Source organism: Streptomyces sp. NPDC096040 (assembly GCF_040303265.1).
Lineage (GTDB): Bacteria > Actinomycetota > Actinomycetes > Streptomycetales > Streptomycetaceae > Streptomyces.
The window spans coordinates 247666-273783 of record NZ_JBEOTA010000011.1; the positions used below are offsets into that span (position 1 = coordinate 247666).

22 protein-coding genes and 2 pseudogenes are annotated in these 26118 nt (G+C 70.7%); 8 read left to right on the plus strand and 16 right to left on the minus strand.

Features of this window, described 5'->3' with window-relative positions:
* Nucleotides 1-198 precede the first annotated feature (198 nt).
* A complete protein-coding gene (locus ABTY98_RS17560) occupies nucleotides 199-1434 on the minus strand; it encodes a cytochrome P450 family protein (RefSeq protein WP_352221801.1) in 1236 nt (411 codons plus the stop codon).
* A gap of 394 nt (nucleotides 1435-1828) precedes the next feature.
* On the opposite strand from ABTY98_RS17560, the gene rho reads away from it, so the two are divergent.
* The gene (rho, locus tag ABTY98_RS17565; RefSeq protein WP_352221802.1) at nucleotides 1829-2977 is read left to right on the plus strand and encodes a transcription termination factor Rho; all 1149 of its coding nucleotides are present in this window, start codon (nucleotides 1829-1831) and stop codon (nucleotides 2975-2977) included.
* 94 nt (nucleotides 2978-3071) lie between these two features.
* Nucleotides 3072-3911 (plus strand): annotated as a pseudogene (locus ABTY98_RS17570) (D-alanyl-D-alanine carboxypeptidase family protein); the annotation flags it as partial.
* An 89-nt stretch (nucleotides 3912-4000) separates the two neighbouring features.
* Here the strand turns inward: ABTY98_RS17570 and ABTY98_RS17575 are convergent.
* From ABTY98_RS17575 to ABTY98_RS17640, 14 genes and pseudogenes are all read right to left on the minus strand, one after another.
* The gene (locus tag ABTY98_RS17575) at nucleotides 4001-5338 is read right to left on the minus strand and encodes a glycosyltransferase family 87 protein (RefSeq protein ID WP_352221803.1); all 1338 of its coding nucleotides are present in this window, start codon (nucleotides 5336-5338) and stop codon (nucleotides 4001-4003) included.
* Entirely contained in the window at nucleotides 5335-6729 is a 1395-nt protein-coding gene (mptB, locus tag ABTY98_RS17580) for a polyprenol phosphomannose-dependent alpha 1,6 mannosyltransferase MptB (RefSeq protein WP_352221804.1), read from the minus strand. The genes ABTY98_RS17575 and mptB overlap by 4 nt, the downstream gene beginning before the upstream one ends.
* A gap of 303 nt (nucleotides 6730-7032) precedes the next feature.
* Nucleotides 7033-7962: a glutaminase gene (locus tag ABTY98_RS17585; RefSeq protein WP_352221805.1), complete on the minus strand. Its 930-nt coding sequence runs from the start codon at nucleotides 7960-7962 to the stop codon at nucleotides 7033-7035.
* A gap of 45 nt (nucleotides 7963-8007) precedes the next feature.
* Entirely contained in the window at nucleotides 8008-9411 is a 1404-nt protein-coding gene (gene aspA / locus ABTY98_RS17590) for an aspartate ammonia-lyase (protein WP_352221806.1), read from the minus strand.
* A 142-nt stretch (nucleotides 9412-9553) separates the two neighbouring features.
* Nucleotides 9554-10570 carry an asparaginase gene (locus ABTY98_RS17595; protein WP_352221807.1) on the minus strand — a complete coding sequence of 339 codons (1017 nt, stop codon included), beginning with the start codon at nucleotides 10568-10570 and terminating at the stop codon, nucleotides 9554-9556.
* Nucleotides 10571-10613: 43 nt separating this feature from the next.
* Complete coding sequence (locus ABTY98_RS17600; RefSeq protein ID WP_352221808.1) at nucleotides 10614-12053, minus strand: amino acid permease; 1440 nt, start codon at nucleotides 12051-12053, stop codon at nucleotides 10614-10616.
* Nucleotides 12050-12727 (minus strand): FadR/GntR family transcriptional regulator, encoded by a 678-nt coding sequence (locus tag ABTY98_RS17605; protein WP_352221850.1) that lies wholly within the window; start codon nucleotides 12725-12727, stop codon nucleotides 12050-12052. The genes ABTY98_RS17600 and ABTY98_RS17605 overlap by 4 nt, the downstream gene beginning before the upstream one ends.
* Before the next feature lie 171 nt (nucleotides 12728-12898).
* Nucleotides 12899-13735 (minus strand): undecaprenyl-diphosphate phosphatase, encoded by an 837-nt coding sequence (locus ABTY98_RS17610; RefSeq protein WP_352221809.1) that lies wholly within the window; start codon nucleotides 13733-13735, stop codon nucleotides 12899-12901.
* A 72-nt stretch (nucleotides 13736-13807) separates the two neighbouring features.
* Complete coding sequence (crcB, locus tag ABTY98_RS17615) at nucleotides 13808-14182, minus strand: fluoride efflux transporter CrcB (RefSeq protein ID WP_352221810.1); 375 nt, start codon at nucleotides 14180-14182, stop codon at nucleotides 13808-13810.
* Between the two features lie 46 nt (nucleotides 14183-14228).
* A complete protein-coding gene (gene crcB, locus ABTY98_RS17620; protein WP_352221811.1) occupies nucleotides 14229-14690 on the minus strand; it encodes a fluoride efflux transporter CrcB in 462 nt (153 codons plus the stop codon).
* Between the two features lie 69 nt (nucleotides 14691-14759).
* Nucleotides 14760-15713, minus strand: coding sequence for an SMP-30/gluconolactonase/LRE family protein (locus tag ABTY98_RS17625; protein ID WP_352221812.1), 954 nt, complete (start codon nucleotides 15711-15713; stop codon nucleotides 14760-14762).
* A gap of 29 nt (nucleotides 15714-15742) precedes the next feature.
* Nucleotides 15743-15877: pseudogene (locus tag ABTY98_RS42320) on the minus strand (ArsR family transcriptional regulator); the annotation flags it as partial.
* Between the two features lie 219 nt (nucleotides 15878-16096).
* The gene (locus ABTY98_RS17635; RefSeq protein WP_352221851.1) at nucleotides 16097-17656 is read right to left on the minus strand and encodes a glycosyl hydrolase 53 family protein; all 1560 of its coding nucleotides are present in this window, start codon (nucleotides 17654-17656) and stop codon (nucleotides 16097-16099) included.
* A gap of 149 nt (nucleotides 17657-17805) precedes the next feature.
* On the minus strand, nucleotides 17806-19827 hold the full coding sequence (locus ABTY98_RS17640; protein WP_352221814.1) for a beta-galactosidase: 2022 nt from the start codon (nucleotides 19825-19827) through the stop codon (nucleotides 17806-17808).
* 235 nt (nucleotides 19828-20062) lie between these two features.
* Here ABTY98_RS17640 and ABTY98_RS17645 point away from each other — a divergent pair, with 235 nt between their 5' ends.
* The 6 genes from ABTY98_RS17645 (at nucleotide 20063) to ABTY98_RS17670 (ending at nucleotide 25203) form a co-directional block, all read left to right on the plus strand.
* Entirely contained in the window at nucleotides 20063-21382 is a 1320-nt protein-coding gene (locus ABTY98_RS17645) for an ABC transporter substrate-binding protein (protein ID WP_352221815.1), read from the plus strand.
* Nucleotides 21379-22305 carry a carbohydrate ABC transporter permease gene (locus ABTY98_RS17650; RefSeq protein ID WP_352221816.1) on the plus strand — a complete coding sequence of 309 codons (927 nt, stop codon included), beginning with the start codon at nucleotides 21379-21381 and terminating at the stop codon, nucleotides 22303-22305. The genes ABTY98_RS17645 and ABTY98_RS17650 overlap by 4 nt, the downstream gene beginning before the upstream one ends.
* The gene (locus ABTY98_RS17655; protein WP_352221817.1) at nucleotides 22302-23207 is read left to right on the plus strand and encodes a carbohydrate ABC transporter permease; all 906 of its coding nucleotides are present in this window, start codon (nucleotides 22302-22304) and stop codon (nucleotides 23205-23207) included. Before ABTY98_RS17650 ends, ABTY98_RS17655 begins: the two co-directional genes overlap by 4 nt.
* Nucleotides 23204-24238: a LacI family DNA-binding transcriptional regulator gene (locus ABTY98_RS17660; protein ID WP_352221818.1), complete on the plus strand. Its 1035-nt coding sequence runs from the start codon at nucleotides 23204-23206 to the stop codon at nucleotides 24236-24238. The genes ABTY98_RS17655 and ABTY98_RS17660 overlap by 4 nt, the downstream gene beginning before the upstream one ends.
* 119 nt (nucleotides 24239-24357) lie before the next feature.
* A complete protein-coding gene (locus ABTY98_RS17665; RefSeq protein WP_351322685.1) occupies nucleotides 24358-24708 on the plus strand; it encodes a VOC family protein in 351 nt (116 codons plus the stop codon).
* A gap of 96 nt (nucleotides 24709-24804) precedes the next feature.
* Nucleotides 24805-25203: a MarR family winged helix-turn-helix transcriptional regulator gene (locus tag ABTY98_RS17670; protein ID WP_352221819.1), complete on the plus strand. Its 399-nt coding sequence runs from the start codon at nucleotides 24805-24807 to the stop codon at nucleotides 25201-25203.
* Here the strand turns inward: ABTY98_RS17670 and pqqB are convergent.
* A complete protein-coding gene (pqqB, locus tag ABTY98_RS17675; protein WP_352221820.1) occupies nucleotides 25200-26090 on the minus strand; it encodes a pyrroloquinoline quinone biosynthesis protein PqqB in 891 nt (296 codons plus the stop codon). The two genes, ABTY98_RS17670 and pqqB, sit on opposite strands and share 4 nt — an antisense overlap.
* Between the last annotated feature and the right edge of the window lie 28 nt (nucleotides 26091-26118).

Here is a 26118-nt window from a genome sequence, read left to right on the forward strand (position 1 = left end):
CCCCGCCTCCGCCCCCCGATGCACCCCCACGAAGTCGTCCGCCACCCGGCCGCCCTCGTCCGTGTCGCGGGCGCGCCTGCGCCTGGCGGAGCCGGTGCGTGCCCCGCCGCCGCGCGCGATCAGGTGCGGCCAGGCGGCCTGGGTGCAGAAGTAGGGGATGTCCAGCTCGTTCCTGATGGTGAAGTACCAGTACGCGGCTCAGGCGCGCAGGCGTACCGGGAGGGCACGGACGCTGTTTCCGACGAAGCCGGCCTGCCGGGCGAGGCCGTCCTCGGGCACGGCGAGGTCCAGGGCGGGGAAGCGGTCGAAGAGCCGCTCCAGGGCCACCGTGGCCTCCAGCCGGGCCAGCGGGGCGCCCAGGCAGTAGTGGGCGCCGTGGCCGAGGGAGAGATGGCGGACGGCGTCGGGGCGGGCGGGCCTGGTGACGTCGAACCGGTCGGCGTCCGGGCCGTGCGCGGCCGGATCTCGGCCGGCGGCGGAGTAACCGGCCAGCACCGGGGTGCCCGCCGGGATCACCGCGCCGCCGACGGTCAGGTCCCGCACGGGATAGCGGAACGGGAAGTAGCTCACCGGCGCGTCCCAGCGCAGCGTCTCCTCCACCACGTCCGCCCAGCGCGCCTCGCCCTTGCGCACCAGGTCGAGCTGGTCGCGGTGGCGGCACAGGGCGCGCACGGCGTTGGTGATCAGGTTGAGCGTGGTCTCGTGCCCGGCGATGATCATCAGCACCAGGGTGCCGATCAGCTCCTCCTGCGCGAGCCGGTCGCCGTCCTCGTCGCGGGCGGCGATCAGGGCGCTGGTGAGATCGTCGCCGGGCCGCTCGGACCGGGCCGCGACGACGGCGGCGAGGACGGCGACCAGTTCCCGGTTGGCGGCCACGGCCTCGGCCGGTTCGATGTCGGTGGCCACGACCTGGTTGGACAGGTGGTGCAGCCGGTCGCGGAACTCCGTGTCCACGCCGAGGAGTTCACCGATCACGCTCATCGGAAGGGGCAGTGCGAAGTGCCGCCGCAGATCGGCGACCCCGTCCACCGCGGCCCGCTCCAGGTCGTCCAGCAGGGATGCGGTCAACTGCTCTGTCCGGGGCCGCAGTTCCTCGACCCGGCGGGGTGTGAAGGCCCGGCTGACCAGTCCGCGCAGCCTGCGGTGGTCGTCCCCGTCGGCGGTGGTCATGCCCCGTACGGTGGCGAAGGTCAGCAGCGGCCAGCCCGCGGGGATCCGGCCCTCGCGCAGCTCAGTGAAGTGCCCTGGGCTCTTGGCGACTTCGGGATGCTGGAGGAACTCCCTGAGCGTCTCGTGCCCGAGTACGGCCATGCCCTCGACACCGCCGGGCAGGACGACCGGTGCCACGGCACCGCGCGCCAGCAGGCCGGCGTTGTCGGCGTGCGGGCAGCCGCCGGCGGGGTCCAGGCGGTGTGGCACGGACGAGGTCTCCACCGGCGCTCCTGACGGCCGTAGTACGCGAGCACGGCCGATCGTAGGCGCACCCGAGCCGCCGGGATGCGGGGTTCCCGGCCACGTCGCGTCCGCGGGATCGCCCGGGAATACCGGTGACCGGCGCCACGTTGACGAGTACGGAACACCGGGTATAGTGCGATCAGCACCTGTGGTCGCCCCCTAGCGGGCGCCGGTGCCGGTTCCCCCTCCTCCAGCCGCTTCGGCCGTCGCTTTGCGACCGGCCCCCGGCTTCTCCGCAGCACCTCGTGACCAGGGCTTTCTGTGCCGTTCCCGAGGTGTCGTTCCCGCCGCACCGAGGCCTGTGTGTACGCCTCCCGCTCGCGGCCCTCTCCCCCTTCTCTCCTGTTTTCCGTCCCCGAAAGGACCACCTCTCATGACCACCACACTCGAACCTCCCGTTCAGCAGCAGGCCCAGCCCGCCGCCCGGCCCGTCACCGGTGTCCTCGACATCGACGCGGGCGGGAAGGGGCATCTGCGGGCCCCGAGCTGCCTGTCCTCCCCGGCGGACCCGCAGATCTCCGCCGCGCTGATCCGCCGTCACGGCCTGCGCAAGGGCGACCTCGTCGAGGGCGTCCGGGGCAACCAGCGCATCCTGACCGAGGTCACGCGCGTCAACGGCCGTACGCCCGAAGAGCAGCGCGTGCGCCGTAACTTCCGCGATCTGACCCCGCTGCACCCGCACGAGCGGATCCGCCTCGAACACCCCGCCTCCGGGCTCGCCGGACGGGTCACCGACCTGTTCGCCCCCGTCGGCAAGGGGCAGCGCGGGCTGATCGTGGCCCCACCGAAGACCGGCAAGACCGTGCTGCTCCAGCAGTTCGCGGCCGCCGTCGCCGGCAACCACCCGGAGTGCCACCTCATGGTGCTGCTGCTAGACGAGCGCCCCGAGGAAGTCACCGACATGCGGCGCTCGGTCCAGGGCGAGGTGTACGCCTCCACCTTCGACCGGCCCGCCAAGGAGCACATCGCCCTCGCCGAACTCGTCGTCGAGCGGGCCAAGCGGCTCGTCGAGGACGGCCGGGACGTCGTCATCCTCCTGGACTCCCTGACGCGGCTGTGCCGGGCCCACAACAACGCGGCCGCCTCCAACGGCCGTACCCTCAGCGGCGGCGTCGACGCCGGCGCGCTGCTCGGCCCCAAACGGTTCTTCGGCGCCGCCCGCAAGGCCGAGGAAGGCGGCTCGCTCACCATCCTCGCCACCGTCCTGGTGGACACCGGCTCCCGCGCCGACGGCTACTTCTTCGAGGAGCTGAAGGGCACCGGCAACATGGAGCTGCGCCTGGACCGCGAACTGGCCTCCCGGCGGGTCTTCCCGGCCGTGGACATCGCACCCTCCGGCACCCGCCGCGAGGAACTACTGCTCTCCCCGGCCGAGTTGACCGCCGTACGCGGACTGCGCCGGGCCCTGCAGAGCCGGGAGGGGACTCCCTCCGGCCTGGAGACACTCCTTGAGCGGATGCGCGAGACGCCGGACAACGCCACCTTCCTGCGCCGTGTCCAGCCGACCCTGCCGGCGGGCTGACACCGGAGCCGGGCGTGCGGCATCCGGGTTGCTCAGTGCGTCCGTCCGGCCCAGGCTGCGCGCGGGACACCGGCTCCCTTCCTACGTTGATCGTATGACGATCGGATTCCCTGACCGATTTCCTCGCCGAGTGGTGGTGTCGAGCTGCGCCCTCTGTCTGACGGGCCTGCTGGCGCTCACGTCCGGTACGGCCACCGCCGGCATCGGGGCGCCGGCCCCGCGCCCGAGGGCGGTGGTGCCCGGGCCGTCCCTGCTCTACCACTCCGGCACACAGGTACGGCCGCACCCCGGGGTGCCGGAGGTACCGGACGTCTCCGCGCTCTCCTGGCTGGTCGCCGACGCGGGCAACGGCCAGGTGCTGGCGGCGAACGAGGCACATCGCGAGCTGCCGCCGGCCAGCACACTGAAGACCCTGTTCGCGCTGACCGTGCTGCCGGTCCTGCCGCCCGGTCTGGAGCACCGGGTGACACCCGAGGAACTGGCGGACGTCGCCGAGGGCAGCAGCCTGGTCGGCGTCGAGGAGGGGCACACCTACCGGGTGGCCGATCTGTGGCGCGGGGTCTTCCTCAGCTCCGGCAACGACGCCGTGCACGTCCTGGCCGCGCTCGACGGGGGCTGGGACCGCACCGTCTCCCGAATGCAGGCCAAGGCACGTGCCCTGGGCGCCCTCGACACACACGTCAAGTCCCCCGACGGCTACGACGCACCGGGGCAGGTCTCCTCGGCGTTCGACCTGGCGGTGTTCGGCCGGGCCGGGCTGCGCAACCCTGACTTCGCCCGCTACTGCTCCACCGCCGCGGCCCGCTTCCCCGCCGGCGACGGCTGGTCGTTCGGCATCGAGAACACCAACCGGCTGCTGACCGGCGAGGACGGTGTGGCGCGCTATCCCGGACTGATCGGGATCAAGAACGGCTACACCAGCAACGCCGGCAACACCCTCGTCGCCGCCGCCCGGCGGGGCGGGCGCACCCTGGTCGTGACGGTGATGAACCCCCAGGACGGTGGCGTGTACGACGAGGCCCGTCAGCTGCTCGACTGGGGTTTCGAGGCGGCCGGACGGGTCGACCCGGTGGGTTCGCTGGACGCTCTGCGGGCCAAGCCGCGGCCGGATCCGAGCACCGTACCGATGGCGGCGGCCGCCGCACCGGAGGACGACTCCGGCTGGTCCGACACCGCCATGGCCGCGGGCTTCGCGGTGCTCGGCGTGGGCGCCGTGACCCTCGCCGTGCGGCTCAGGGGCGACCGCTCAGCGCGGGACTGACCGGTCGGCAGGCCCAGCAGCAGACCCAGGGTGATCCAGGTGTAGAGGTTGCTGCCGAAGAACCCGTCGACGCCCGACGCGTCGTCGAACCACAGCCACACCACGCTGGTGCACATCACCGCGTAGAGAGCGCCCGCGATCCGCGGGTACCCCGCGCGGGCCAGCAGCGCGAACGAGGGCAGCGCCCAGACCAGGTGGTGCACCCAGGTGATCGGGCTGACCAGGCAGGCGGCGAGACCGGTGAGCGCGAAGGCGGCCGTCCAGTCCTCGGCCGCCACCGCCTTACGGGTCCGCCACGCCCACACGGCCAGTGTGAGCAGCACGGCCGTGGCCCACAGCGGCTTGTCCGGGTGGCCGAGCCGGGCCAGTACGCCTTGCAGCGACTGGTTCGACACATAGTCGAGCCGGCCGACCCGGCTCGTGTCCCAGAGCGCCTGCGTCCAGTAGAAGCGGGACGCCTTCGGGTCGGCCCAGGCGGCGAGCCCGGTGGCGGCGAACGCCACCGCCGTCGCGGTCGCCGCCGCCCGCCACCTACGGGCGAGCAGCAGCATGCCGATGAAGAGCGCGGGTGTGAGCTTGACGGCGGCGGCGAGCCCGATCCCGACCCCCGCCCAGCGCCCCCGCCCGCTGCGCAGCAGACAGCAGTCGCCCAGGACCAGGGCGAGCAGCACCAGGTTCACCTGGCCGAAGCTGAAGGTGTCCCGCAGCGGCTCGAACAGCGCCAGCGCGCACAGGGCCAGCGCCCAGCGGTACCAGCCCCAGCGCCGCCAGCCCGGCCCGGCCAGGATGCGCAGCACGAAGGCCAGCGCGGCCAGGTTGACCAGCAGCGAGGCCGCGATGGCCATGTGCAGCCCCACCAGCGCCATGGGCAGCATGCCGACCGCGGCGAACGGCGGATAGGTGAAGCCGTACGTCGTCCCGGGCACCCGGTAGTCGTAGATCCGCCCGCCGTGGTGCACCCAGGTGTGCACGGTGCCGTAGTAGACGCGCAGGTCGAACCAGTCGCGCAGCAGGGGCACGGTGGCCGTGAACGCGGTCACGGCGGCGACCAGGACCAGGACGAGCAGCAGTCTCCCTCGGTCGGTGCTCGGCCCTCTCATGCCGTACGTCCCACGGCCGGGGCCTGCGCGGCCTGGTGGGCCTGCCACAGCACGACCACGCCGAGCACCCCGCCGGAGACGGCGAGGACCAGCTGGCCGACGTCGGCGGGGCCGCCGCTGGGCAGCACCGCGAGCGCGAGCACTCCGGTGACGGCGGCCACCCGGTGCCGTACCGAGGTGCTGGGCGCCGCTGCCGCTATCAGGAACAGGCCCCAGATCGCGTACCAGGGCCGGATCGCCGGTCCGAAGGCGGCGACCGCGGCCAGGCTCAGACCGAGGGCGTAGATCGGGCGGGGCCGCAGCCGGAGCCATATCAGCAGCACGGTCACCGCGGTGAGCGCGAGCCCGAGCAGATGCCAGGCCGGGACGGCCAGCGGTGCCAGATCGCTGCCGAGGTGTTCGAGGAGCGCGCCGGTGGCCCGGCCGAGCAGACTGCTGAGCGCCCAGTTGTGCGCGGAAACAGGCGTGTCGAGCGCCCTTATCCAGCCGTACCCGGTACCGGCGACGGCGGTCGCGACCACCGTCGTGGCACCGGAGGCGGCCGCCGTCAGCAGGGTGGCGCCCACCGGGCTGCGGCCCTTGCGCGCCTGTACGACGATGATCGCCAGCAGGCCCAGTGCGGCCGGTGCCTTCACCAGTGCCGCGAGCGTGACGAGCACGGCTCCGAGGAGCGGCCAGCGGCCGAGCGCCGCGACCAGACCGAGGCCCAGCAGACCGAGCATGATCGCGTCGTTGTGGGCGCCCGCGACCAGGTGCAGCAGCACCAGGGGGTTGAGGGCGCCGAGCCAGAGCGCGGCGGCCGGGTCGGCACCGCTGTGCCGGGCGAGCCGGGGCAGCGCGGCCGCCATCAGGCCCACGCCGAGCAGGGCGACCAGGCGCATCCCGAAGAGCCCGGCCGGGAGTTCGCCCCGGGTCAGGCCGGACAGCAGCGAGGCCACCCCCATGAACGCGGGACCGTACGGGGCGGCGGTGTTCTGCCAGACCGGGGCGACCTCGTCGGCCAGCGGACCGCCGAGCTGCGCGGGTCCCGCCGTGTAGACGTCCATGTGCGCGTCGACCATCGCGCCCTGTGCGAGGTAGCTGTATACGTCCCGGCTGAACAGCGGGGGCGCGAGCAGCAGCGGGGCCGCCCAGACCGCGAGGACCAGCAACAGCTGCCGGGGGGTGGGTGGTTCGCCACTGCGCACGAGGCGGCCCAGCAGCAGCCAGGCCGCGATGAGCAGCACGACGCCGAAGTAGACCCCGACCAGGCCGAACGCCGCCTGCACGGAGCTCGGCGCGAGGAGATCCTCCACAGGCAGGGCACCGGCTGTCTCACCTCCCAGGGCTAGGAAGGCGGTGCCGGCCAGGCCGAGTACCTGGCAGCGGCGTAGATCGACGGGGAAAGCCATGGCCAACACTGGGTCAGCGTGTCAATGGCGGGTGGCCAGAAAGCGACGGGGCGTTTTCTTGGGAGCGGCCTAGTTGTTACCTGTGGGTGGTGGATCCTCTTCTCCCCGCCCGCACGCACCCGGACTCGTCCCGGTTTTCAGCGGTGTGACGCCGGGCCGATGGCAGTGTGACACCGGCCGTGCGGCCGGCCGGAGCCGGGCCACCGCGGATCCTGTTCCGCCCGGACGGCCTCGACGCCGCGTACGCCCGCGTGCTCGTGACGGGGGTGCTCGGCCCGGCCGCCCAGAACACCGGCCACCGGCCTAGAACACCGACAGACCCGTGAGCGTCGTGAACCTGTCCAGCGCGGCCACTCCCGCCACCGAGTTGCCCCGCTCGTCCAGACCCGGGCTCCACACGCACAGGGCACAGCGCCCGGGCACCACGGCGATGATGCCGCCGCCCACCCCGCTCTTCCCGGGCAGGCCGACCCGGTAGGCGAAGTCCCCCGCCGCGTCGTACGTCCCGCAGGTCAGCATCACCGCGTTGACCTGCTTCGCCTGGCTGCGGGTGAGGAGGCGGGTGCCGTCGGCCCGGATGCCGTGGCGGGCCAGGAACGTGGTCGCCAGGGCGAGGTCGGCGCAGGAAGCGGCGACGGAGCACTGGCGGAAGTACTGGTCGAGGAGGACGGGGACCTCGTTGTCGATGTTGCCGTAGGAGGCCATGAAGTGGGCGAGGGCGGCATTGCGGTCGCCGTGCTGGGACTCGGAGGCTGCCACGCCCTTGTCGAAGTCCAGGGCGGCGTTGCCGCTCTCGGCGCGCAGAAAGGCGAGGAGTTCGCCGGCCGCGTCTCCGGTACGGGTCTGGAGGCGGTCGGTGACGACGAGGGCGCCCGCGTTGATGAAGGGGTTGCGCGGGATGCCGTTCTCGTACTCCAGCTGGACCAGGGAGTTGAAGGGGTTGCCGGAGGGCTCGCGGCCGACGTGCTCCCAGAGTTCGTCGCCCTCACGGGCCAGGTCGAGGGCGAGGGTGAAGACCTTGGTGATGGACTGCGTGGAGAACGGCTGCCGCCAGTCGCCCACGCCGTAGACCGTGCCGTCCAGCTCGGCGACGGCCATGCCGAAGCTGCGGGGATCGCAGGCGGCGAGCGCCGGTATGTAGTCGGCGGGCCGCCCGCGCCCGGGCGTCCGCTCCATTTCCTGCGCGATCCGCTCCAGGACCGGCAGAAAGGCGGGGGACGACGTCATTGTCATGATCACTATTGTGCCTCCGGGCCGGTCCTGATGCGTACTCGCAGGTCAGGCGAGGGGCGAACCACTGCCGGCGAGGACCTCGGGACGCAGCAGATCCGCGAGCCGCTCGGCCGGCAACAGGCCCTTCTCCAGGACGAGTTCCGCCACACCCCGGCCGGTGACGAGGGCCTCCTTGGCGATGTCGGTGGCCGCCGTGTACCCGATGTACGGGTTGAGAGCGGTGACCAGACCGATGGAGTTCTCGACCGTCGCCCGCAGGACGTCGGTGTTGGCGGTGATGCCGTCGACGCACCGCTCGGCCAGCGTCAGGCAGGCGTTCCGCAGATGCGTGATGCTCTCCGACAGGGAGTGCAGGATGATCGGCTCGAACGCGTTGAGCTGGAGCTGCCCGGCCTCGGCGGCCATGGTGATGGCGACGTCGTTGCCGATGACCTCGAAGGCGACCTGGTTGACGACCTCGGGGATGACCGGGTTGACCTTGCCGGGCATGATCGACGAACCGGCCTGCACGGGCGGCAGATTGATCTCGCCGAGCCCCGCGCGCGGCCCGGAGGACAGCAGCCGCAGGTCGTTGCAGCTCTTGCTGAGCTTGACCGCGATCCGCTTCAGCACGCCGGACATCTGCACGAACGCCCCGCAGTCCTGGGTCGCCTCCACCAGGTTCGCGGCGGTGACCAGGGGCAGCCCGGTGATCCCGGCGAGGTGCCGGCGGGCCGACTCGGCGTATCCGGCGGGCGCGTTGAGGCCGGTGCCGATGGCGGTGGCACCCAGGTTGATCTCATGGATCAACTCGACGGCCTCGTCAAGACGGCAGCGGTCCTCGTCAATCATGACGGCAAAGGTGGAGAACTCTTGACCGAGCGTCATGGGAACCGCATCTTGCAACTGTGTACGGCCCATCTTGAGCACATCACGGAACTCGACGGCCTTCCGGCCGAAGGCGTCCTGGAGTACAGCCATCGCCTTGAGCAGTCCACGCACCGCGAAGACCGTCGCTATCTTGACGGCGGTCGGGTAGACGTCGTTGGTGGACTGACCGAGGTTGACGTCCTCATTGGGGTGCAGGTACTGGTACTGCCCCTTCTCGTGCCCCATCAACTCCAGCGCCCGGTTGGCGACGACCTCGTTGGCGTTCATGTTCGTCGAGGTACCGGCACCGCCCTGGATGACATCGACGACGAACTGGTCGTGCAGCTTGCCGTCCCGGATCTCCCGACAGGCGGCGACGATCGCGGCGGCCTTGGCGGGCGCCAGCAGCCCCAGCTCCTCATTGGCGAGAGCAGCGGCCTCCTTGACGGCGGCGAGGGCGTCGATCAGATGCGGGTAGGCGGAGATCGGCGTCCCGGTGATGGGGAAGTTCTCGGTGGCCCGCAGGGTGTGCACACCCCAGTAGGCGTCGACGGGAACGTCGCGGTCGCCAAGCAGATCGTGCTCGCTACGGAAGGTCATGAGGGTGTAGATCTCCTTCTGAGAGGGTGAACATGAGCGCCCCGTCAGGGGCGCGGGCGTTCTGGATGTGCGGCTACCGCCGCGTGAGCGCGACCAGCCACACCCGGCCCGCAGCCGCCGAACAACGAGTCGGCCCGCCCCGCTAGGCGCAAGCCGAGACCACAACCGGCTCCAGCGACCGAACAGGCCGCACCCGCCCGACCTCCCGGCCCCCGCCGAGCAACGCCTCACCCGCGAACTCCGTGAGCAGAGCAGGGTCAACACCGGCCCGCGCCAACGCCGCCGCGGCCACGGGAACCCGCGCCCGGTTCGCCCCGTCGGCGATCTTCACGGCAACAGCCCGCCCATCAGGCAGCGCAGCGACCTGCACACCCTCGAACCCGTCCTTCGCCAGCAATCCCGGCACGGCCCGCATCAGCGCGGCGACATCCCGCCCCGCCCCGGACGCCATCTCGGCATGCTCCCGCATCGCATCGGCGACCCGCGCCTCCGGCGTCCCCGGCGCGGCGGCCACGATCCGCGACACCGCGCGGGCGAGCCCGTGCAGGGAGATGGAGAACAGCGGCGCACCGCAGCCGTCCACGGTGGTCCGGGCGATGCGCTGCCCCGTCAGGTCCTCGACGATCTCGGCGATCGCCTGCTGGAGCGGGTGCTCCGGCTCCAGACAGTCCTCCAGGGACCAGTCGTTCAGCTTCGCGGTCCACAGCATCGCCGCATGCTTGCCGGAGCAGTTCTGGGCGAGCCGCGACGGCAACCGGCCCTCACGGATCCAGGTGTCGCGGACCGCGGGGTCGTACGGCAGGTCGGGGACGTTGCGCAGGTCGTCCTCGGTGAGGCCGGCGAGGTCGAGGATCCGACGGGTCCCGGCGAGGTGGCGTTCCTCGCCGGAGTGGCTGGCGGCGGCCAGGGAGAGCAGCTCGCCGTCGAGCGGCAGCCCGGCCCGCAGCATGGCCACGGCCTGGACGGGCTTGATGGCCGAGCGCGGGTAGAACGCGGCCTCGATGTCGCCGAGCTGGAACTGGACCCGGCCGTCGGCGCCGAGGACGACGACGGAACCGTAGTGGATGCCCTCGACGACCCCGCCGCGGACGAGGTGGGCGACGGGGGCGTGGAGGGGCTCACGGACGATGGGTGCGGCCGCGGGGGAACTGCTGTACATCACTGCCTGGTCTCGGGTGAGTTGGGACGGACCGGTGCGCGGTTCACGCGTCGGTTCCGGCGGACGGGCGCGCGAGTCGGCCGCGGATGGCGTACCAGCCGGCGACCAGCGCGGCGACGATCAGCGGCAGGCACAGCACGGTGGTGCGTCCGGCGCCGCCGTCGGCGTACATGAGGACCAGGACGGCGGCCAGGAAGGCCAGCGTCACGATCTCGGTCCAGGGGGAGCCCGGCAGTCGGTAGCCGGGGCGGGTGAGTTCGCCCTTCTGGGTCTTCTGCCAGAAGAGCAGGTGACACAGCATGATCATGCCCCAGGTGGCGAGGATGCCGATCGCCGCGAAGTTGAGGACGATCTCGAACGCGTCGGCGGGGACGACGAAGTTGAGGCCCACGCCGAGCACACAGATACCGCTGGTCAGCAGGATTCCGCCGTACGGCACCTGGCTGCGGCTCATCCTGGCGGTGAACTTCGGGGCGGACCCGTTGACGGCCATGGAGCGAAGGATGCGGCCGGTTGAGTACAGGCCGGAGTTGAGGGAGGACATGGCCGCGGTGAGGACGACGAGGTTCATCACACCGCCGGCGGCCGGGACACCGACGTGGGACAGGACGGTGACGAAGGGACTCTCCCCTGCCGTGTACTTGTTCCAGGGCAGCAGCATCGACAGCAGGACGACCGAGCCGACGTAGAACAGGCCGACGCGCCACATGATCGAGTTGATCGCCTTGGGCATGATCTTCTCGGGGTTCTCGGTCTCGCCCGCCGCGACACCGACCAGTTCGACCGAGGCGTAGGCGAAGACGACGCCCTGGATGATCAGCAGCATGGGCAGCAGGCCGTTGGGGAAGACGCCGCCGTTGTCGGTGATCAGGGAGGGGCCGGGGGTGGCGCCGTCCACGGGGTGCTGGGTGACCAGCAGGAAGATGCCGATGCACATGAAGATCACCAGCGCGCTGACCTTGACGATCGCGAACCAGAACTCCAGCTCGCCGAAGACCTTGACCGAGATCAGGTTGACGGTCAACACAACGGCAAGGGCGATCAATGCGATCAACCATTGGGGGACGTCGGAGAACATCCCCCAGTAGTGGGTGTAGGTGGCGACCGCGGTGATGTCGGCGATACCGGTGGTCGCCCAGTTCAGGAAGTACATCCAGCCCGCGGTGTAGGCGCCCTTCTCCCCGAGGAACTCCCGGGCGTACGACACGAAGGCGCCGGAGGACGGGCGGTACAGGACGAGCTCGCCGAGGGCGCGTACGACGAGGAAGGCGAAGACCCCGCAGACCGCGTACGCGAGGAAGAGGGAGGGGCCGGCGTCGGCGAGGCGGCCGCCGGCGCCGAGGAAGAGGCCGGTGCCTATGGCGCCGCCGATGGCGATCATGTTGACGTGCCGGTGCTTCAGCGACTTGCTGTAGCCGTGGTCTCCGGCGTCGACGTGACGGGACGAGGGGCGTGTCTCGTCTTTGAGGTGCTGTTCGCTCACGCTTCGGTTCCGCCTTCCGTGTGCTCGTCCGTGCGCGTGGCGCGCACGATGCGGGTGAGGGTCGTCTCGACGCGGTCGAGGTGGTGGCTCATGGCGTCCACGGCGTCGGGTTCGGAACCGTCGATCAGCGCCTCGACGATGGCCCGGTGCTCCCGGTTGGACTGCTCGCGGCGGCCGCCCAGTTCGTTGAGGAAGGCCGACTGACGCGCCAGCGCGTCCCGGATCTCCTCGATGACCCGGCGGAAGACCGGGTTCTGGGCGGCCTCGGCCACGGCCAGGTGGAAGAGGGTGTCCATCGCGACCCACGCGGTGGTGTCCGTCTCCCGCTCCATACGGTCGACCAGATGGGCCAGGTGGTCCAGGTTCTCCGGGGTGCGGCGCAGCGCCGCGTACCCGGCGACCGGGATCTCGATGTGGCGGCGCACTTCGAGCAGGTCGCTGGCCGCGTAGTCGCCGAAGGTGGGGTCCTCGACGGCGCTGGCGACGACGAAGGTGCCCTTGCCGGTCTTGGAGACGGTCAGACCCATCGTCTGGAGGGCCCGCAGGGCCTCGCGCAGGACGGGCCTGCTGACCTCCAGGGTGCGGCACAGCTCCGCCTCGGAGGGGAGCTTGTCGCCTATGGCGTACTCGCCGCGCTCGATGGCGCCGCGCAGGTACGCCAGTACCGCCTCCATGGCGCTCACGCGCCGCGGGGGCTGTCCGGCTGTCCGGCTGTCTGACAGGTTCACGAGTGAGATGTTCCGGGTTGCGGGACGAGACTGTCAAGCTTTCCGGAAAGGAAACATTCACGGGGTGCGACACCTGAATGCACAGGCGTCACACCCCGCGGCCGAGCGATGACCGGATCAGGCGCTGATCATGTCCGTGGCGAGCAGCCCGAAGAGGGCCAGGCCGACGACGAGCCGGTACAGCACGAAGGCATTGAAGGAGTGCTTGGCGACGAACTTCAGCAGCCAGGCGATGGAGGCGTAGGCGACCACGAAGGAGACGACCGTGCCGACGACGAGCGGAGCGGCGCCGACGCCCGCGCCCAGGGCGTCCTTGAGCTCGTAGATGCCGGCGCCGGTCAGGGCCGGGATGCCGAGGAAGAAGGAGAGACGGGTGGCGGCGACCCGGTCCAGGTCGAGGATGAGCGCGGTCGACATGGTGGCGCCGGAGCGGGAGAAGCCGGGGAAGAGCAGGGCGAGGATCTGCGAGCAGCCGACCAGCATCGCGTCCTTGAAGGAGGTGTCGTCCTCACCACGCTTGTGGCGCCCCATCTGGTCCGCCGCCCACATGACCCCGGAGCCGACGATCAGCGAGCCGGCGACCACCCAGAGCGAGCCGAGCGGGCCGTCGATCAGCGGCTTGGCGGCCAGGCCCACGATCACGATCGGGATGGTGGCGTAGATGACCCACCAGGCGAATTTGTAGTCGTGGTGCACCCGCTCCTCGCGGTTCCTCAGCCCCCGGCCCCACGCGGAGCAGATCCGCACGATGTCCTTGAAGAAGTACACGAGCACGGCGGCGATGGCGCCGACCTGGATGACGGCGGAGAACCCGACGACGGAGTTGTCGTTGACGGGGATGTTCATGAGCCCCTCGGTGATCTTGAGGTGGCCGGTGGAGGACACGGGGAGGAACTCGGTCACCCCCTCGACTACTCCGAGGACGGCGGCCTGACCGACGGAGATGGCGCTCATGGGATCCAGTTCTGCAGAATTTGGTCGACAGTGCTGTAGACAGTCTTACAACGCGCGGGTTTGAAGCAAGTCCTAGGCCCACACCGCCTGGGCGATCGCCGCCCCGGCGAAGGCCGCCCCGAGCCCCGCAGCGACGCTCGCGAGGACGTTGGCCGCAGCGTAGAGCCCGGCGCCGGTCTCGGTCAGCCGCAGGGTCTCGTACGAGAACGTCGAGTATGTCGTGAGCGCCCCGCACAGCCCGGTGCCCAGCAGCAGCTGGAGGTGAGGGCTCGCGGCGCCCGCCGAGGCCGCGCCGGTGAGCAGGCCGAGGATCAGGCACCCGGTGACGTTGACCACGAAGGTGCCCCAGGGGAAGACGGAGCCGTGCCTGGCCCGGACGGCGCGGTCGGTGAGGTAGCGCAGCGGAGCACCGACGACGGCACCGGCGACGACCAACAGCCAATTCATAATGACTTCTTACCCTTCGCGTCCGTTTTGCCGGAGTTCAGGTTTCTCATCGCTGCCTCCGGGCGAGGACACGGCGGGTCGCGGTGGCCGAGCACCACACCGCGGCGAGGGCCGCGCACAGGGTCGCGGCGAGGTAGGCGAGGCCGGTGGCGGGCCGGCCGTGGTCGACCAGTTTCTGGATGTCGACGGCGTACGTGGAGAAGGTCGTGAAGCCACCGAGGACGCCGGTGCCGAAGAAGGGGCGCACAAGGGGGTGCGCGGGGAGTCCTTCGGTGATCAGTACCAGGAACGCGCCGATCACCGCGCAGCCGATGACGTTCGTCCAGAACGTCGCCCAGGGGAATCCGCCCGCTGCCGTGGGCAGGGCCAGGGCGAGGGCGTAGCGACCCGTCGCGCCGAGCGCGCCGCCCGCGGCGACCGCCGCGACGACCGGTGCCTGGGTACGCCATTCCGGCCGCCGCCGGGGGCTCGGCTGGGCACGGAGGCTGTCGGCTTCCGGGGCTGTCATGGGTCGTACGTCTCCTGTTCGGCACCGCCCCGACGGGTGCACCAGGGTACCGCCGGGTCTACCCGCCGGTCACTTCGCGGTGGGCGCGGCGCAGACGGCGACGCCGGGCTCCCAAACGCTGCCGAGGACCAGGTGGCGGCCGGTCACACAGACGCTGGTGGCCATACGGAAGCCGGAGTGGTGGCGGGCGAGGTGGTGGACGACCCTGCCGTGGTCGTCGAGAGCCGTCACGGCGATGGTGCCGGCGGGACGGTAGGGGGCGTGTACGACGGCTCGGGCGGCCGCCCGGCGGACGGCGGGCGGGGTGCGGTGGAAGAGGTCGAGCGGCGGGTTGCGCGGACCGGCCAGGGCGACCCAGGTCAGGTCGCCGTCGCGCCACATGTTGTCGGGCATGCCCGGGAGCTCGGCGAAGAACTCGGCACGGCCGGTTCGCGGGCCGGTGAGCCAGTAGCGGGTGAGACGGTACGCGCCGGTCTCGGCGACGATCAGAAAGGTGCCGTCGCCGCTCACGGCCAGCCCGTTGGCGAACTGGAGGCCGTCGCAGGCCACTTCGGCCGTACGGGCGCCGGGCGCGAGGCGCAGCAGGCGGCCGGTGGCGCTGTGCTCGACGATGTCGCCGATCCAGCGGTCCAGCGGGAAGCGGCGGCTGGAGGCGGTGAAGTACACGGTGCCGTCGGGCAGGGCGACCACGTTGCTCGCGAACCGCAGCGGCTCCCCCTCGACCGAGTCGGCGAGGACGCGGACGGCACCGTCGGTGAGGCCGACGCGCAGCAGGCCGCGCTCCGCGTCGCAGACCAGCAGGTCGCCGTCGGGGAGGAGTTCGAGGCCGAGCGGGCGGCCGCCGGTCCGGGCGAGCTCCCGGACCCGCGGGGTGTCCGGGTCGCCGAGCCCGTCCAGGCGCAGGATGCGGCCGTCCTCGACGCCGGTCAGGACCCCGCCGTCCGGATCCGTCACAACGTCTTCGGGGCCGCGGCCGCCAATGGCGACGTAGTGGAGCGGGACGAGGCGCGCGGGTCGGTCCATGAATCCCATAGTGACAGGCGGAACAGGTCTCACCAGCCCTTTTCGGAGATCCGGGCCACCTCGGCGATCCGAGTCCCGTCGCGCCGGTAGTAGGTGCGGTGCCGGATGCGCCTGGTGCGCACCTGCCCGAGCCGGGTCAGCATGCCCAGGTGGGTGCCGGCGAGAGCCAGTCCGGAATGTCCAGGCGACTCGCGCTCGTGGAGTTCCTCAGCATCCGACCGGCCTCCGTCCGTCCCCGGCCTCCTCGCAGTTCGTCTTCCCACTGTTCCGCGGCCGAAGCCCCCATGTCATGGACTCGGTGAGCGTTGTCCGAGACCGAACGGCGGACAGAGCGGAGGTGCCCGGCCGTCCCCTTACGGGCCGGGCCCCTCGTCAGTGGTGGTTCAGCGGTGGCTGAACCACGCCATGGAGGACAGCGCCTTGTCGTCGTAGCCGAACAGGGCCTGGTTCTCCCAGCCGTTGCCGGAGGTCGCGTCGGTCGGGTCCCAGCCGTTGCCGGTGACGGCGGTCCAGGTCGCCTCCCAGTAGAAGACGCCGAGGCCACGGCTGTTCGGGACGGCCTCGACGATGTTCGCGACGGCGTTCATCCAGGCCAGCTGGCCGGCGGCGGTGGCCGGGTAGCCGGTGACCAGCTCGCCGCTGGTGTCGATCTGGTTCTCCAGCGAGTCGTCCTGGGCGAGGGTGAACGGGTAGGCGGTCTCGGCGACGAAGACGGGCTTGGAGTAACGGGAGGCCACATCGTCCAGGGTGGTCTGGGCGGCGGCCAGCGAGCCGTGCCAGTAGCCGTAGTACGACAGCCCGATCACGTCGTAGTTGATGCCGTAGGTCTTGGCGTTGTCGAACCACCAGCGGACGGTGGCGTCGTCGCCCGCGTTGGCCAGGTGCAGGGCGACCTGGGTGCTGGAGGAGACCGCCTTGGCCGCGCTGTAGCCGGAGTTGATCAGGCCGGCGAGCTGGGACCAGTTGTCGGTGGAGCCCTCGGACCAGAGCATGCCGCCGTTGATCTCGTTGCCGATCTGGACCATGTCGGCGGTGGTGCCCTGTGCCTTCAGCGCGTTGAGGACGTCGTACGTGTGGTTGTAGACGTCGGTCTTGAGCTGGCTGTAGGAGTGGCCGGACCAGGCGGCGGGCTTGGTCTGCTTGCCCGGGTCGGCCCAGCTGTCCGAGTAGTGGAAGTCGACCAGCAGCTTCATGCCGGCCGCCTTGACGCGCTTGGCCATGGCCAGGACGTGCGCCTTGTCGTTGTAGCCGTCGGCCGGGTTGACCCAGACCTTCAGCCGCGCGTAGTTCATGCCGGCGCTCTTCAGGATGGTGACCGCGTCTCCGGTGGTGCCGGAGCTGGTCTTGTAGACACCGCCCTTGGCCTCGCTCTTGGCGAGTGACGAGATGTCAGCACCCTTGATCGACAGGCCGGTCGAGCCGGAGGCGAACGTCAGGTCGTCGACGTTGATCCAGTTGCCCGCGTTGGCATCGGAGTTGATGCTGATCGTGCACTGGGCGTTGGTGACCGCGATCGAGGTGACGATCCGCACCCAGCTGCTGGTGGAGACGGGCAGATCGGTCCTCTGCTCCGAACTGCCGCAGTTCTTCAGGGATATGTAGGCGGAGTTCTGCCCGCCGCTGGAGCGGACCCAGGCGGTGAGGGTGTAGGTGCCGTTGGCCAGGCCGGAGAGGTACTGATAGGTCTCGACCTTGTAGGCGGAGGCCGAGTAGTGGCTGAGGCGGTAACTGCCGCCGTGGCCACCGGACTCGGTGTACGAAGCGCCCGTGTCGCCGTACTCCGACCAGCCGGTGGGCGAGGCCACTCCGGCTCCGTCGGACTCGAAGCCGCCGTTGGTGAGGGTGCTCGCCGCCGTGGCGGTCTGCACGGGAAGAGCGGTGAGGGCGAGCCCGGCCAGAAGCGGCAGCAGCAGGGCTCTGAGGGTGCGTCTGGGATGGAACATCATCGTCCGTCGTCCCTTCGACGTGACTGGGGAGGGGTGTCCTCCGGCGGGGCCGGAGGAGGCCCCTCCGCCCACGGCTCTCGTGGCACGCGCGGGCGGAGGGGAGTCTCGGTGGACGCGGGTGCGGCGGCCCGGTCCACGGCCGGGGCTCAGCCGTCGAGTCGTACGACCCGTACGGCACCCGCCGGGACCGCGAGGCGGCCCGCGGCGCGTTCGCCCGTCAGCAGTTCGGTGCCGTGTGCCTCCAGAGGCACCTTGGCGTCGGTGGCGGTGTGGTTGACGGCGAAGAGGAAGGTGCCGTGGTCACCGGTGCGCCGGACCACCTCGACATCGCGGGGCAGGTCGGCGCGGGGTGTGATCCGGGCGTCCTCGGCGGCCCAGCCGAGCAGGGCGTCCAGCCCGTTCGTGTCCAGGCGGGTCGACACATACCAGGCGGTGCCCTCCCCCAGTTGGTGCCGGGTGACGGCCGGGTGGCCGGCGGTGAGGCCGTCGGCGTAGGTCCAGACGGTCTCGGCGCCGCGCGGGACGACGAACTCGGTCCACACGTCGCCGGTCAGCTCGGAGCCGTCCGGGCCGGTCAGCCGCACCCGCTGGTCCTGGAGGAGGGGTGAGAACTCCTCGACGGCGAGGCCGAGGGCGTCGCGCAGGGGGCCCGGGTAGGCGCCCTCGTGCACGGCGTCGTGCTCGTCGACGATGCCGGAGAAGTACGATACGACCAGGGTGCCGCCGCTCTCGACGTATTCCTTGAGATTGTTCCCGGCCGCCTCCGTCATCAGATAGAGAGCCGGTACGACGACAAGGGGATAGGCCGACAAGTCGCTTTCCGGGTGGGCGAAGTCGACCGTGAGGTGCCGGTCGTAGAGAGCCTCGTAGAAGGCGTCGGCGCGCTCGCGCGGGTCGTGGTCCTCGCTCGGGCGCCACTGGAGGTTCTGCGCCCACCAGGACTGCCAGTCCCACAGCACGGCCACGTCGGCCTGGGTGCGGCTGCCGCGGATCTGCGCCAGCGAGTCGAGGGACGCGCCGAGTTCGACGACCTCGCGCCACACCCGGGTCCCGGTGCCGCCGTGCGGCAGCATCGCCGAGTGGAACTTCTCGGCACCGCGCCGGGACTGCCGCCACTGGAAGAACATGGCGCCGTCGGAGCCGCGGGCCACATGGACCAGGGAGTTGCGGGCCATCTGCCCGGGAGCCTTGGCCGGATTGCGCGGCTGCCAGTTGACGCCCGAGGTGGAGTGTTCGAGCAGCAGCCAGGGGGCGCCGGCGGCGACGGAGCGGGTGAGGTCGGCGGCCATCGCCAGGTTGACATGGGTGCGGCGGCCGTCGGTGATCAGGTAGTGGTCGTTGGTGACCAGGTCGACCTCACGGCCCCAGGCCCAGTAGTCCATGGAGTCGCACTGGCTGAGGGCGGTCATGAAGTTCGTCGTCACCGGGACGCCCGGCGAGAGGCGGTGCAGGATGTCCCGTTCCGCGCGGAAGTTCTCGCGGATGGTGGCGTCCGTGAACCGCTTGTAGTCCAGGGCCTGGCCCGGGTTGCCGACGGTCGGGGTGGCGCGCGGCGGGTTGATCTGCGCCAGGTCGGTGTAGTGCTGGCCCCAGAAGGCCGTGCCCCAGGCCTCGTTGACCGCGTCGACCGTGCCGTGGGTGCCGGTCAGCCAGCGGCGGAAGTGCGTGGCGCAGGAGTCGCAGTAGCAGGCAGAGACGGGGACGCCGTACTCGTTGTGGACGTGCCACATCGCGAGGGCCGGGTGGTCGCCGTAGCGCTCGGCCAGCCGGGTGGTGATGTTCGCGGCGGCCGCGCGGTAGTCGGTGTTGCTGTGGCAGATGGCGCCGCGTGAGCCGAACTCGTAGCGCACGCCCTCCGCGGTCACCGGCAGGGCCTCGGGGTGCGCGCGGTAGAACCAGGCGGGCGGCGCCACGGTGGGTGTGCCCAGGTCGACGCGGATGCCGTTCTCGTGCAGCAGGCCGATGATCCGGTCCAGCCAGCCGAAGTCGTACTCCCCCGGCGCCGGTTCCAGCAGGGCCCAGGAGAAGATCCCGACGCTCACCATCGTGACCCCGGCCTCGCGCATCAGCCGGACGTCCTCGTGCCAGACGCTTTCCGGCCACTGCTCGGGGTTGTAGTCCCCACCGAAGGCGAGCCTGGTCAGGCCCCTGGGGGTGGTCTCCGGCATGGATCTCTCCCGTTTCATCGATCATTTGGGAACGTGCACACACATTGATCGTGGCGTGAGCCCAACATAACCGCACAGCAACAACCATTGACAAGTGTCCGGGATGTTTCTCTACTGTGAACGCTCACAGAGCAGGACACGGCTCGCGACGGGCGATGCTCCGGGTCCGAAAACGCTCGGTATCTGCATGGCAGGCCCCCGCGTCGGGCGGGGGCCCAGGTCAGGGGAGAGATCCATGCCGCACACGAAGCGCCGCCGCCTCGTGACAACCGCCGTCGCCGTCTCGCTCGGCGCCACCGCCCTCGCCGCCTGCGGCTCGTCCGACGACGACAGCAAGGCCGACTCCGGTCCGGTCTCGCTCACGTACTGGGCCTGGGCGCCCGGTATGGACAAGGTCGTGGACCTGTGGAACAAGGGCGAGGGCAAGAAGGAGCAGATCACCGTCACGGTGAAGAAGCAGGCGTCCGGCGACACGCTGGTCACCAAGATTCTCACCGCCCACAAGGCGAAGAACGGCCCGGACCTGGTGCAGGCCGAGTACCAGGCGCTGCCGACGCTGGTCAGCAACGACGCCGTCGCCGACATATCGAAGAGCGTCGGTGACGCCAAGTCCGAGTTCGCCGACGGCGTCTGGCAGCAGGTCACGCTGGGCACGGACGCGGTGTACGCGGTGCCGCAGGACATCGGACCGATGATGTTCTACTACCGCGCGGACCTCTTCAAGAAGTACGGACTGACCGTCCCCACCACCTGGGAGCAGTTCGCCGAGACCGCCCGCGCGCTGAAGAAGAAGGCGCCGGACGTCGACCTGACCACTTTCTCCGCCAACGACTCCGGCCTGTTCGCGGGCCTGGCCCAGCAGGCCGGCGCCAAGTGGTGGACCACCTCCGGTGACAAGTGGAAGGTCGCCATCAACGACGCGGCCACCCAGAAGGTGGCCAAGTTCTGGGGCGGCCTGGTCAAGGAGGGCGCCGTCGACAACCAACCGATGTACACCCCGGCCTGGAACAAGGCGCTCAACACCGGCAAGCAGATCGCCTGGGTCTCCGCGGTGTGGGCGCCCGGCACGCTGACCACGGCCGCGCCGGACACCAAGGGCAAGTGGGCGATGGCCCCGCTTCCGCAGTGGTCCGCGTCCGAGGACGTCACCGGCAGCTGGGGCGGCTCCTCCACCGCGGTCACCACCGACTCCAAGCACCAGGAGGCCGCCGCCAAGTTCGCCGCCTGGCTGAACACCGACGGCGACGCCCTCAACGCGCTGGCCAAGGAGAGCGGCATCTACCCGGCGTCCACCTCCGCCCAGCTCAGCGGCGCCTTCTCGAACCCGCCGGACTACTTCTCGAACCAGGCGGACTTCTACACCAAGGCCGCCGAGATCGCGAAGACCACGGCGCCCTCCGCGTGGGGCCCGAACGTGAACGTCGCCTACACGTCCTTCAACGACGCCTTCGGCGCCGCCGCCAAGAACAAGTCGGACTTCGTGACCGCCCTGAACACCATGCAGGACGCCACGGTCGCCGACATGAAGAAGCAGGGCTTCGAGGTCTCTCGGTGACCAGCCCCACCAGCCGGAAGTCGTACGGGGTCAAGGGGGCCCCGTACGCCTTCCTTCTCCCCGCCACCGTCCTCTTCGCCCTGTTCTTCGCGCTGCCCATCGGGTACGCGGTCTGGCTCAGCTTCCGCAAGGTGCACGTCTCCGGCCTAGGCCTGGGCGCGGGCGCCCGCACGGAGGTCTGGGCCGGCCTGGAGAACTACACCGACGCCCTCACCGACCACGAGTTCTACGACGGTGCCCTGCGCGTCCTCGGCTACGGCTGCATCGTCGTCCCGGTGATGCTGGGCCTCGCTCTGCTGTTCGCCCTGATGCTCGACTCCGAGCGGGTCCGGCTGGCCCCCTTCACCCGGCTCGCGATCTTCCTGCCGTACGCCATTCCCGGCGTGGTGGCCGCGCTGCTGTGGGGCTTCCTGTACCTGCCGGACGTCAGCCCCTTCTACTACGTGCTCGACAAGCTGAGCCTGCCGCAGCCGAACCTGCTGGACGGCGGGCCGCTGTACCTGGCCCTGTCGAACATCGCGGTCTGGGGCGGCACCGGCTTCAACATGATCGTCATCTACACCTCGCTCAGGTCCATCCCGGCCGAGGTGTACGAGGCGGCGAAGCTGGACGGCGCCACCCCGCTGCAGACCGCGCTGCGGATCAAGATCCCGATGGTGGCGCCCTCGCTGGTGCTGACCTTCTTCTTCTCGATCATCGCCACGCTCCAGGTCTTCAACGAGCCGACCACCCTCAAACCACTCACCAACTCGGTCAACACGACCTGGAGTCCGCTGATGAAGGTGTACGAGGACGCCTTCCGCAAGGGGGACATCTACTCGGCGTCGGCCGAGGCGACGCTGATCGCCCTTGCCACGCTGGCGCTGTCCTTCGGGTTTCTGCGAGCCGCGAACCGCCGCAACAAGCAGGAGGCAGCCCAGTGAGTTCTCTTGCCGTTCGCAAGGCCGCCCCCGCGGCCGGTACGACGCCGGGCACAGCCCAGGGCCCGCCGCTGCGCCGCCGTATCGCCCTGATCCCGACGCTCACCCTGCTGCTGGGCGCGATCTACACCCTCCTCCCGGTGGCCTGGGTGGTGATCGCGTCCACCAAGTCCGGCAGCGAGCTGTTCTCCACGTTCACCTTCCTGCCCGGCAGCGGCTTCCTGGACAACCTCAAGGACCTCAGCGCCTACCGCGAGGGCATCTACTGGAGCTGGATGGGCAACTCCGCCCTGTACGCCGGTCTGGGCGCCCTGCTGTCGACGTGCGTGTCCGCCTTCAGCGGCTACGCGCTCGCGACCTACCGCTTCCGCAGCCGTGAGACGATCTTCAACGTGCTGCTCGCGGGCGTGCTGATGCCGCCCGTCATCCTCGCCATCCCGCAGTACCTGCTGCTCGCCAAGGCGAACCTCACGGACTCCTATCTGTCCGTGCTGCTGCCGCAGATCCTCTCCCCGTACGGCGTCTACCTCTCCCGCATCTACGCGGCGGCGGCCGTGCCGACCGACGTGGTCGAGGCCGGGCGGATGGACGGGGCCAGTGAGTGGCGGATCTTCACGCGGATCGCGATGCCGATGATGATCCCCGGCATGGTGACGGTGTTCCTGTTCCAGTTCGTGGCCGTCTGGAACAACTTCCTTCTGCCGTACATCATGCTGAGCGACGACGAGAAGTTCCCGCTCACGCTCGGTCTGTACACGCTCCTCGAGCAGGGCGCCAACACTCCGGCGCTGTACACCCTGGTGATCACCGGAGCGTTCCTGGCCGTGCTGCCGCTGATCGCGCTGTTCCTGGTCATCCAGCGGTTCTGGAGCCTTGACCTGCTGTCCGGGGCCGTAAAGTCATGACCATGAGCAGTAATGCGGGGGGCCGGCGCAGACCGCCGACGATCCACGACGTGGCGCGCGAGGCCGGTGTCTCACGGGGAACCGTCTCCCGCGTGCTCAACGGCGGACACTACGTCAGCCCCGCCGCGCAGGAGGCCGTCAACGACGCCATCCGCCGCACCGGGTACGTCGTGAACCGGCATGCCCGTTCGCTGATCACCGGACGTTCGGACTCGGTCGGCTTCCTGCTGACGGAGCCTCAGGAGAGGTTCTTCGAGGACCCCAACTTCAATGTCCTGCTGAGCGGTTGCACCCAGGCGCTGGCCGGACACGACATTCCGCTGCTGCTGATGCTGGCGGGCACCAAGGACGAACGGCGCCGCATCACGCGGTACATCACCGCCGGGCATGTCGACGGGGTGCTGCTGGTGTCCAGTCACTCCGGGGACCGGGTCGCCGAGGAACTGCGCGAGGCGGGTGTGCCGCTCGTCCAGTGCGGCAAGCCCATGGGGCCCGGCTCCAAGGTGAGTTACGTGGCGGCGGACGACCGGGACGGTGCCCGTGACATGGTGCAGCACCTGCTGTCGCGGGGCCGCCGCCGGATCGGCATGGTGAGCGGTCCCCTGGACACCCCGGGTGGTGTCGATCGCCTCGCCGGCTACCAGGAGGTGCTCACGGAAGCGGGCATCGAGATCGACGAACGGCTCATCGTCTCCGGCGACTACAGCCGGGCCAGTGGCGAGGCGGGCGCCGAGCGGCTTCTCGCGCAGGCCCCGGACATCGACGCCCTCTTCGTGGCCTCCGACCTGATGGCGCAGGGTGCCCTGGCAGTGCTGCGGCGGGCGGGCCGCCGGGTGCCCGAGGACGTCTCGGTCGGCGGCTTCGACGACTCCGCCGCCGCGACGGAGGCCACCCCCGCCCTCACGACGATCCACCAGCCCTACGACCGCATCAGCGCCGAGATGGTGCGGCTGCTGCTCGCCCAGATAGGCGGCGAGGACCCGGCGGCGGTGATCCTGCCGACGGAGCTGGTGCGGCGCGAGTCGACCTGAGGCGTGGGGCGGTACGGCAGGCGGTCAGTTTTCGAGAAGCCGTACCGCCCCGCGCGCTCCTAGCGTGGGAACCGCCGGACGGACCGCGCCGGCAGCCACGCACAAGGAGCGAGAACACCATGACCGCAGGCATCCAGACGATCATCTACCCCGTGAAGGACGCGGAGCGGGCCAAGGCCCTGTTCGGCGCGCTGCTGGGCGTCGAGCCGTATGCCGACGAGCCCTACTACATCGGGTTCAAGGCCGCCGGGCAGGACGTCGGGCTCGACCCGAACGGGCATGCCCAGGGGCTGACCGGGCCGACGCCCTTCTGGCACGTCACCGATCTGCGGGAGCGGCTCGCGGCGCTGCTGGCGGCGGGCGCGGAGCTGGTACAGGACGCCCGGGACGTCGGCAACGGGCGGCTGGTCGCCTCGGTGAAGGACGCCGACGGGAACATGGTGGGGCTGCTCCAGGATCCGGTGGCCTGACCGGCGTACTCCTCCGCAGTCTTCTCGCAGGACGACTGTTGCACCCGCACTAGTTGCACACTCAACGATTGGCCGGATCGGTGCTACGGTGCGGGTATGGCAGTCAAGACGGCCGAGGCCCGGCTGGAGGAACGCTGGCGGGACATCCTGTCGGTGCACGCGCGCACGATGTGCGAGATCGACCGGGTGCTGCATCCGCACGGGCTGGGCGCCAGCGACTTCGAGGTACTCGACCTGCTGGCCACCGAGTCGCCCGCCGAGGGTGACCACTGCCGGGTGCAGAACCTGGTCGGGCGGGTCCATCTGAGCCAGAGCGCGCTGTCCCGGCTGATCGGGCGGCTGGAGAAGGACGGCCTGGTGGAGCGGTCGGTCTGCGTCGAGGACCGGCGGGGCGTGTGGGTCGCGCTCACCTCCAAGGGCCGCGCCCTGCACGCCGAGGTACGGCCGCTGCAGCGGGCCGCGCTGGAGCGGATGCTCGACGGTCTGGCCGGCTAGAGCGCGAACTCGATGCCGTCCGGAAGTACTTCGATCCCCTCCTCGGCCAGCTGGGCGCGGGCCCGGGAGGCCGGGTCGACCAGGGGGTTCGTGTTGTTGAGGTGGGTGTAGATCCGGCGGGCGCGGGGATGGCGGGCCAGGGCGGCGAGGCTGCCGTGCGGGCCGGAGACCGGGAGATGACCCATGGCGGCCTGCCCGGGCCCGGAGCGGACCGTGGTGCCCATCTCGTCGGCGGTGAAGAAGGTGCCGTCCAGCAGGACGCAGTCGGCCTCCGCGCACAACTCGTCGAGTACGTCGCTCCAGGCGCCGACGCAGGGTGCGTACAGCAGGACTCCCCCGGTGGCCAGGTCCTCGACGCGATACGCCGTGACCCAGCGGCCGTCGGCCTCGGCGAGCGCGGCCGGGACGTACTTCGGGGCCTTGGCGCTCACCGGGTGGGCGGTCACGACCAGGCCGCCGGCCAGCACGAAGCCGCCGTCGGCCAGGCTGTCGGCCCACTCCCAAGGGGCGTAGCGGTCGAGGGCACCGCGGGCCGGGGCCAGCACCGTCCGCACCGGCGGGGCCGCGTACACCTTGAGGCCCGGTGCCCCGCGCAGCACGGTCAGACCGGTGACATGGTCGGCCTCGGCATCGGTGAGCAGCACTCCGCGCACCGGGGTGTCCCGAGGGCCCGGGCCCGGCCACAGCACCGCGGTGGCGGTGAGCTGGGCGCGGATGTCCGGCGAGGCGTTGAGCAGCCACCAGTCCCGGCCGTTGCCGGTCATGGCGACACACTCCTGGGTACGGGAGGGCAGCTTGCCGTCCCGGGCGGCGGCGCACAGTGCGCAGGCGCAGTTCCACTGCGGGAACCCGCCTCCGGCGGCGGTGCCCAGCAGGACGACCCTCACGACGATTCGCCCCTCTCGGTCTTCCCGA

Coding starts and splice junctions, on each gene's coding strand:
- ABTY98_RS17610 (WP_352221809.1), bottom strand. CDS start 13,735: ATGAGCGCCATCTCCGTCGGTCAGGCCGCCGTCCTCGGAGTAGTCGAG.
- ABTY98_RS17585 (WP_352221805.1), bottom strand. CDS start 7,962: ATGACAATGACGTCGTCCCCCGCCTTTCTGCCGGTCCTGGAGCGGATC.
- ABTY98_RS17635 (WP_352221851.1), bottom strand. CDS start 17,656: ATGTTCCATCCCAGACGCACCCTCAGAGCCCTGCTGCTGCCGCTTCTG.
- ABTY98_RS17595 (WP_352221807.1), bottom strand. CDS start 10,570: ATGTACAGCAGTTCCCCCGCGGCCGCACCCATCGTCCGTGAGCCCCTC.
- crcB (WP_352221810.1), bottom strand. CDS start 14,182: ATGAATTGGCTGTTGGTCGTCGCCGGTGCCGTCGTCGGTGCTCCGCTG.
- rho (WP_352221802.1), top strand. CDS start 1,829: ATGACCACCACACTCGAACCTCCCGTTCAGCAGCAGGCCCAGCCCGCC.
- ABTY98_RS17625 (WP_352221812.1), bottom strand. CDS start 15,713: ATGGACCGACCCGCGCGCCTCGTCCCGCTCCACTACGTCGCCATTGGC.
- mptB (WP_352221804.1), bottom strand. CDS start 6,729: ATGGCTTTCCCCGTCGATCTACGCCGCTGCCAGGTACTCGGCCTGGCC.
- ABTY98_RS17665 (WP_351322685.1), top strand. CDS start 24,358: ATGACCGCAGGCATCCAGACGATCATCTACCCCGTGAAGGACGCGGAG.
- ABTY98_RS17660 (WP_352221818.1), top strand. CDS start 23,204: ATGACCATGAGCAGTAATGCGGGGGGCCGGCGCAGACCGCCGACGATC.
- crcB (WP_352221811.1), bottom strand. CDS start 14,690: ATGACAGCCCCGGAAGCCGACAGCCTCCGTGCCCAGCCGAGCCCCCGG.
- ABTY98_RS17605 (WP_352221850.1), bottom strand. CDS start 12,727: ATGGAGGCGGTACTGGCGTACCTGCGCGGCGCCATCGAGCGCGGCGAG.
- ABTY98_RS17670 (WP_352221819.1), top strand. CDS start 24,805: ATGGCAGTCAAGACGGCCGAGGCCCGGCTGGAGGAACGCTGGCGGGAC.
- ABTY98_RS17640 (WP_352221814.1), bottom strand. CDS start 19,827: ATGCCGGAGACCACCCCCAGGGGCCTGACCAGGCTCGCCTTCGGTGGG.
- aspA (WP_352221806.1), bottom strand. CDS start 9,411: ATGACCTTCCGTAGCGAGCACGATCTGCTTGGCGACCGCGACGTTCCC.
- ABTY98_RS17575 (WP_352221803.1), bottom strand. CDS start 5,338: ATGAGAGGGCCGAGCACCGACCGAGGGAGACTGCTGCTCGTCCTGGTC.
- ABTY98_RS17645 (WP_352221815.1), top strand. CDS start 20,063: ATGCCGCACACGAAGCGCCGCCGCCTCGTGACAACCGCCGTCGCCGTC.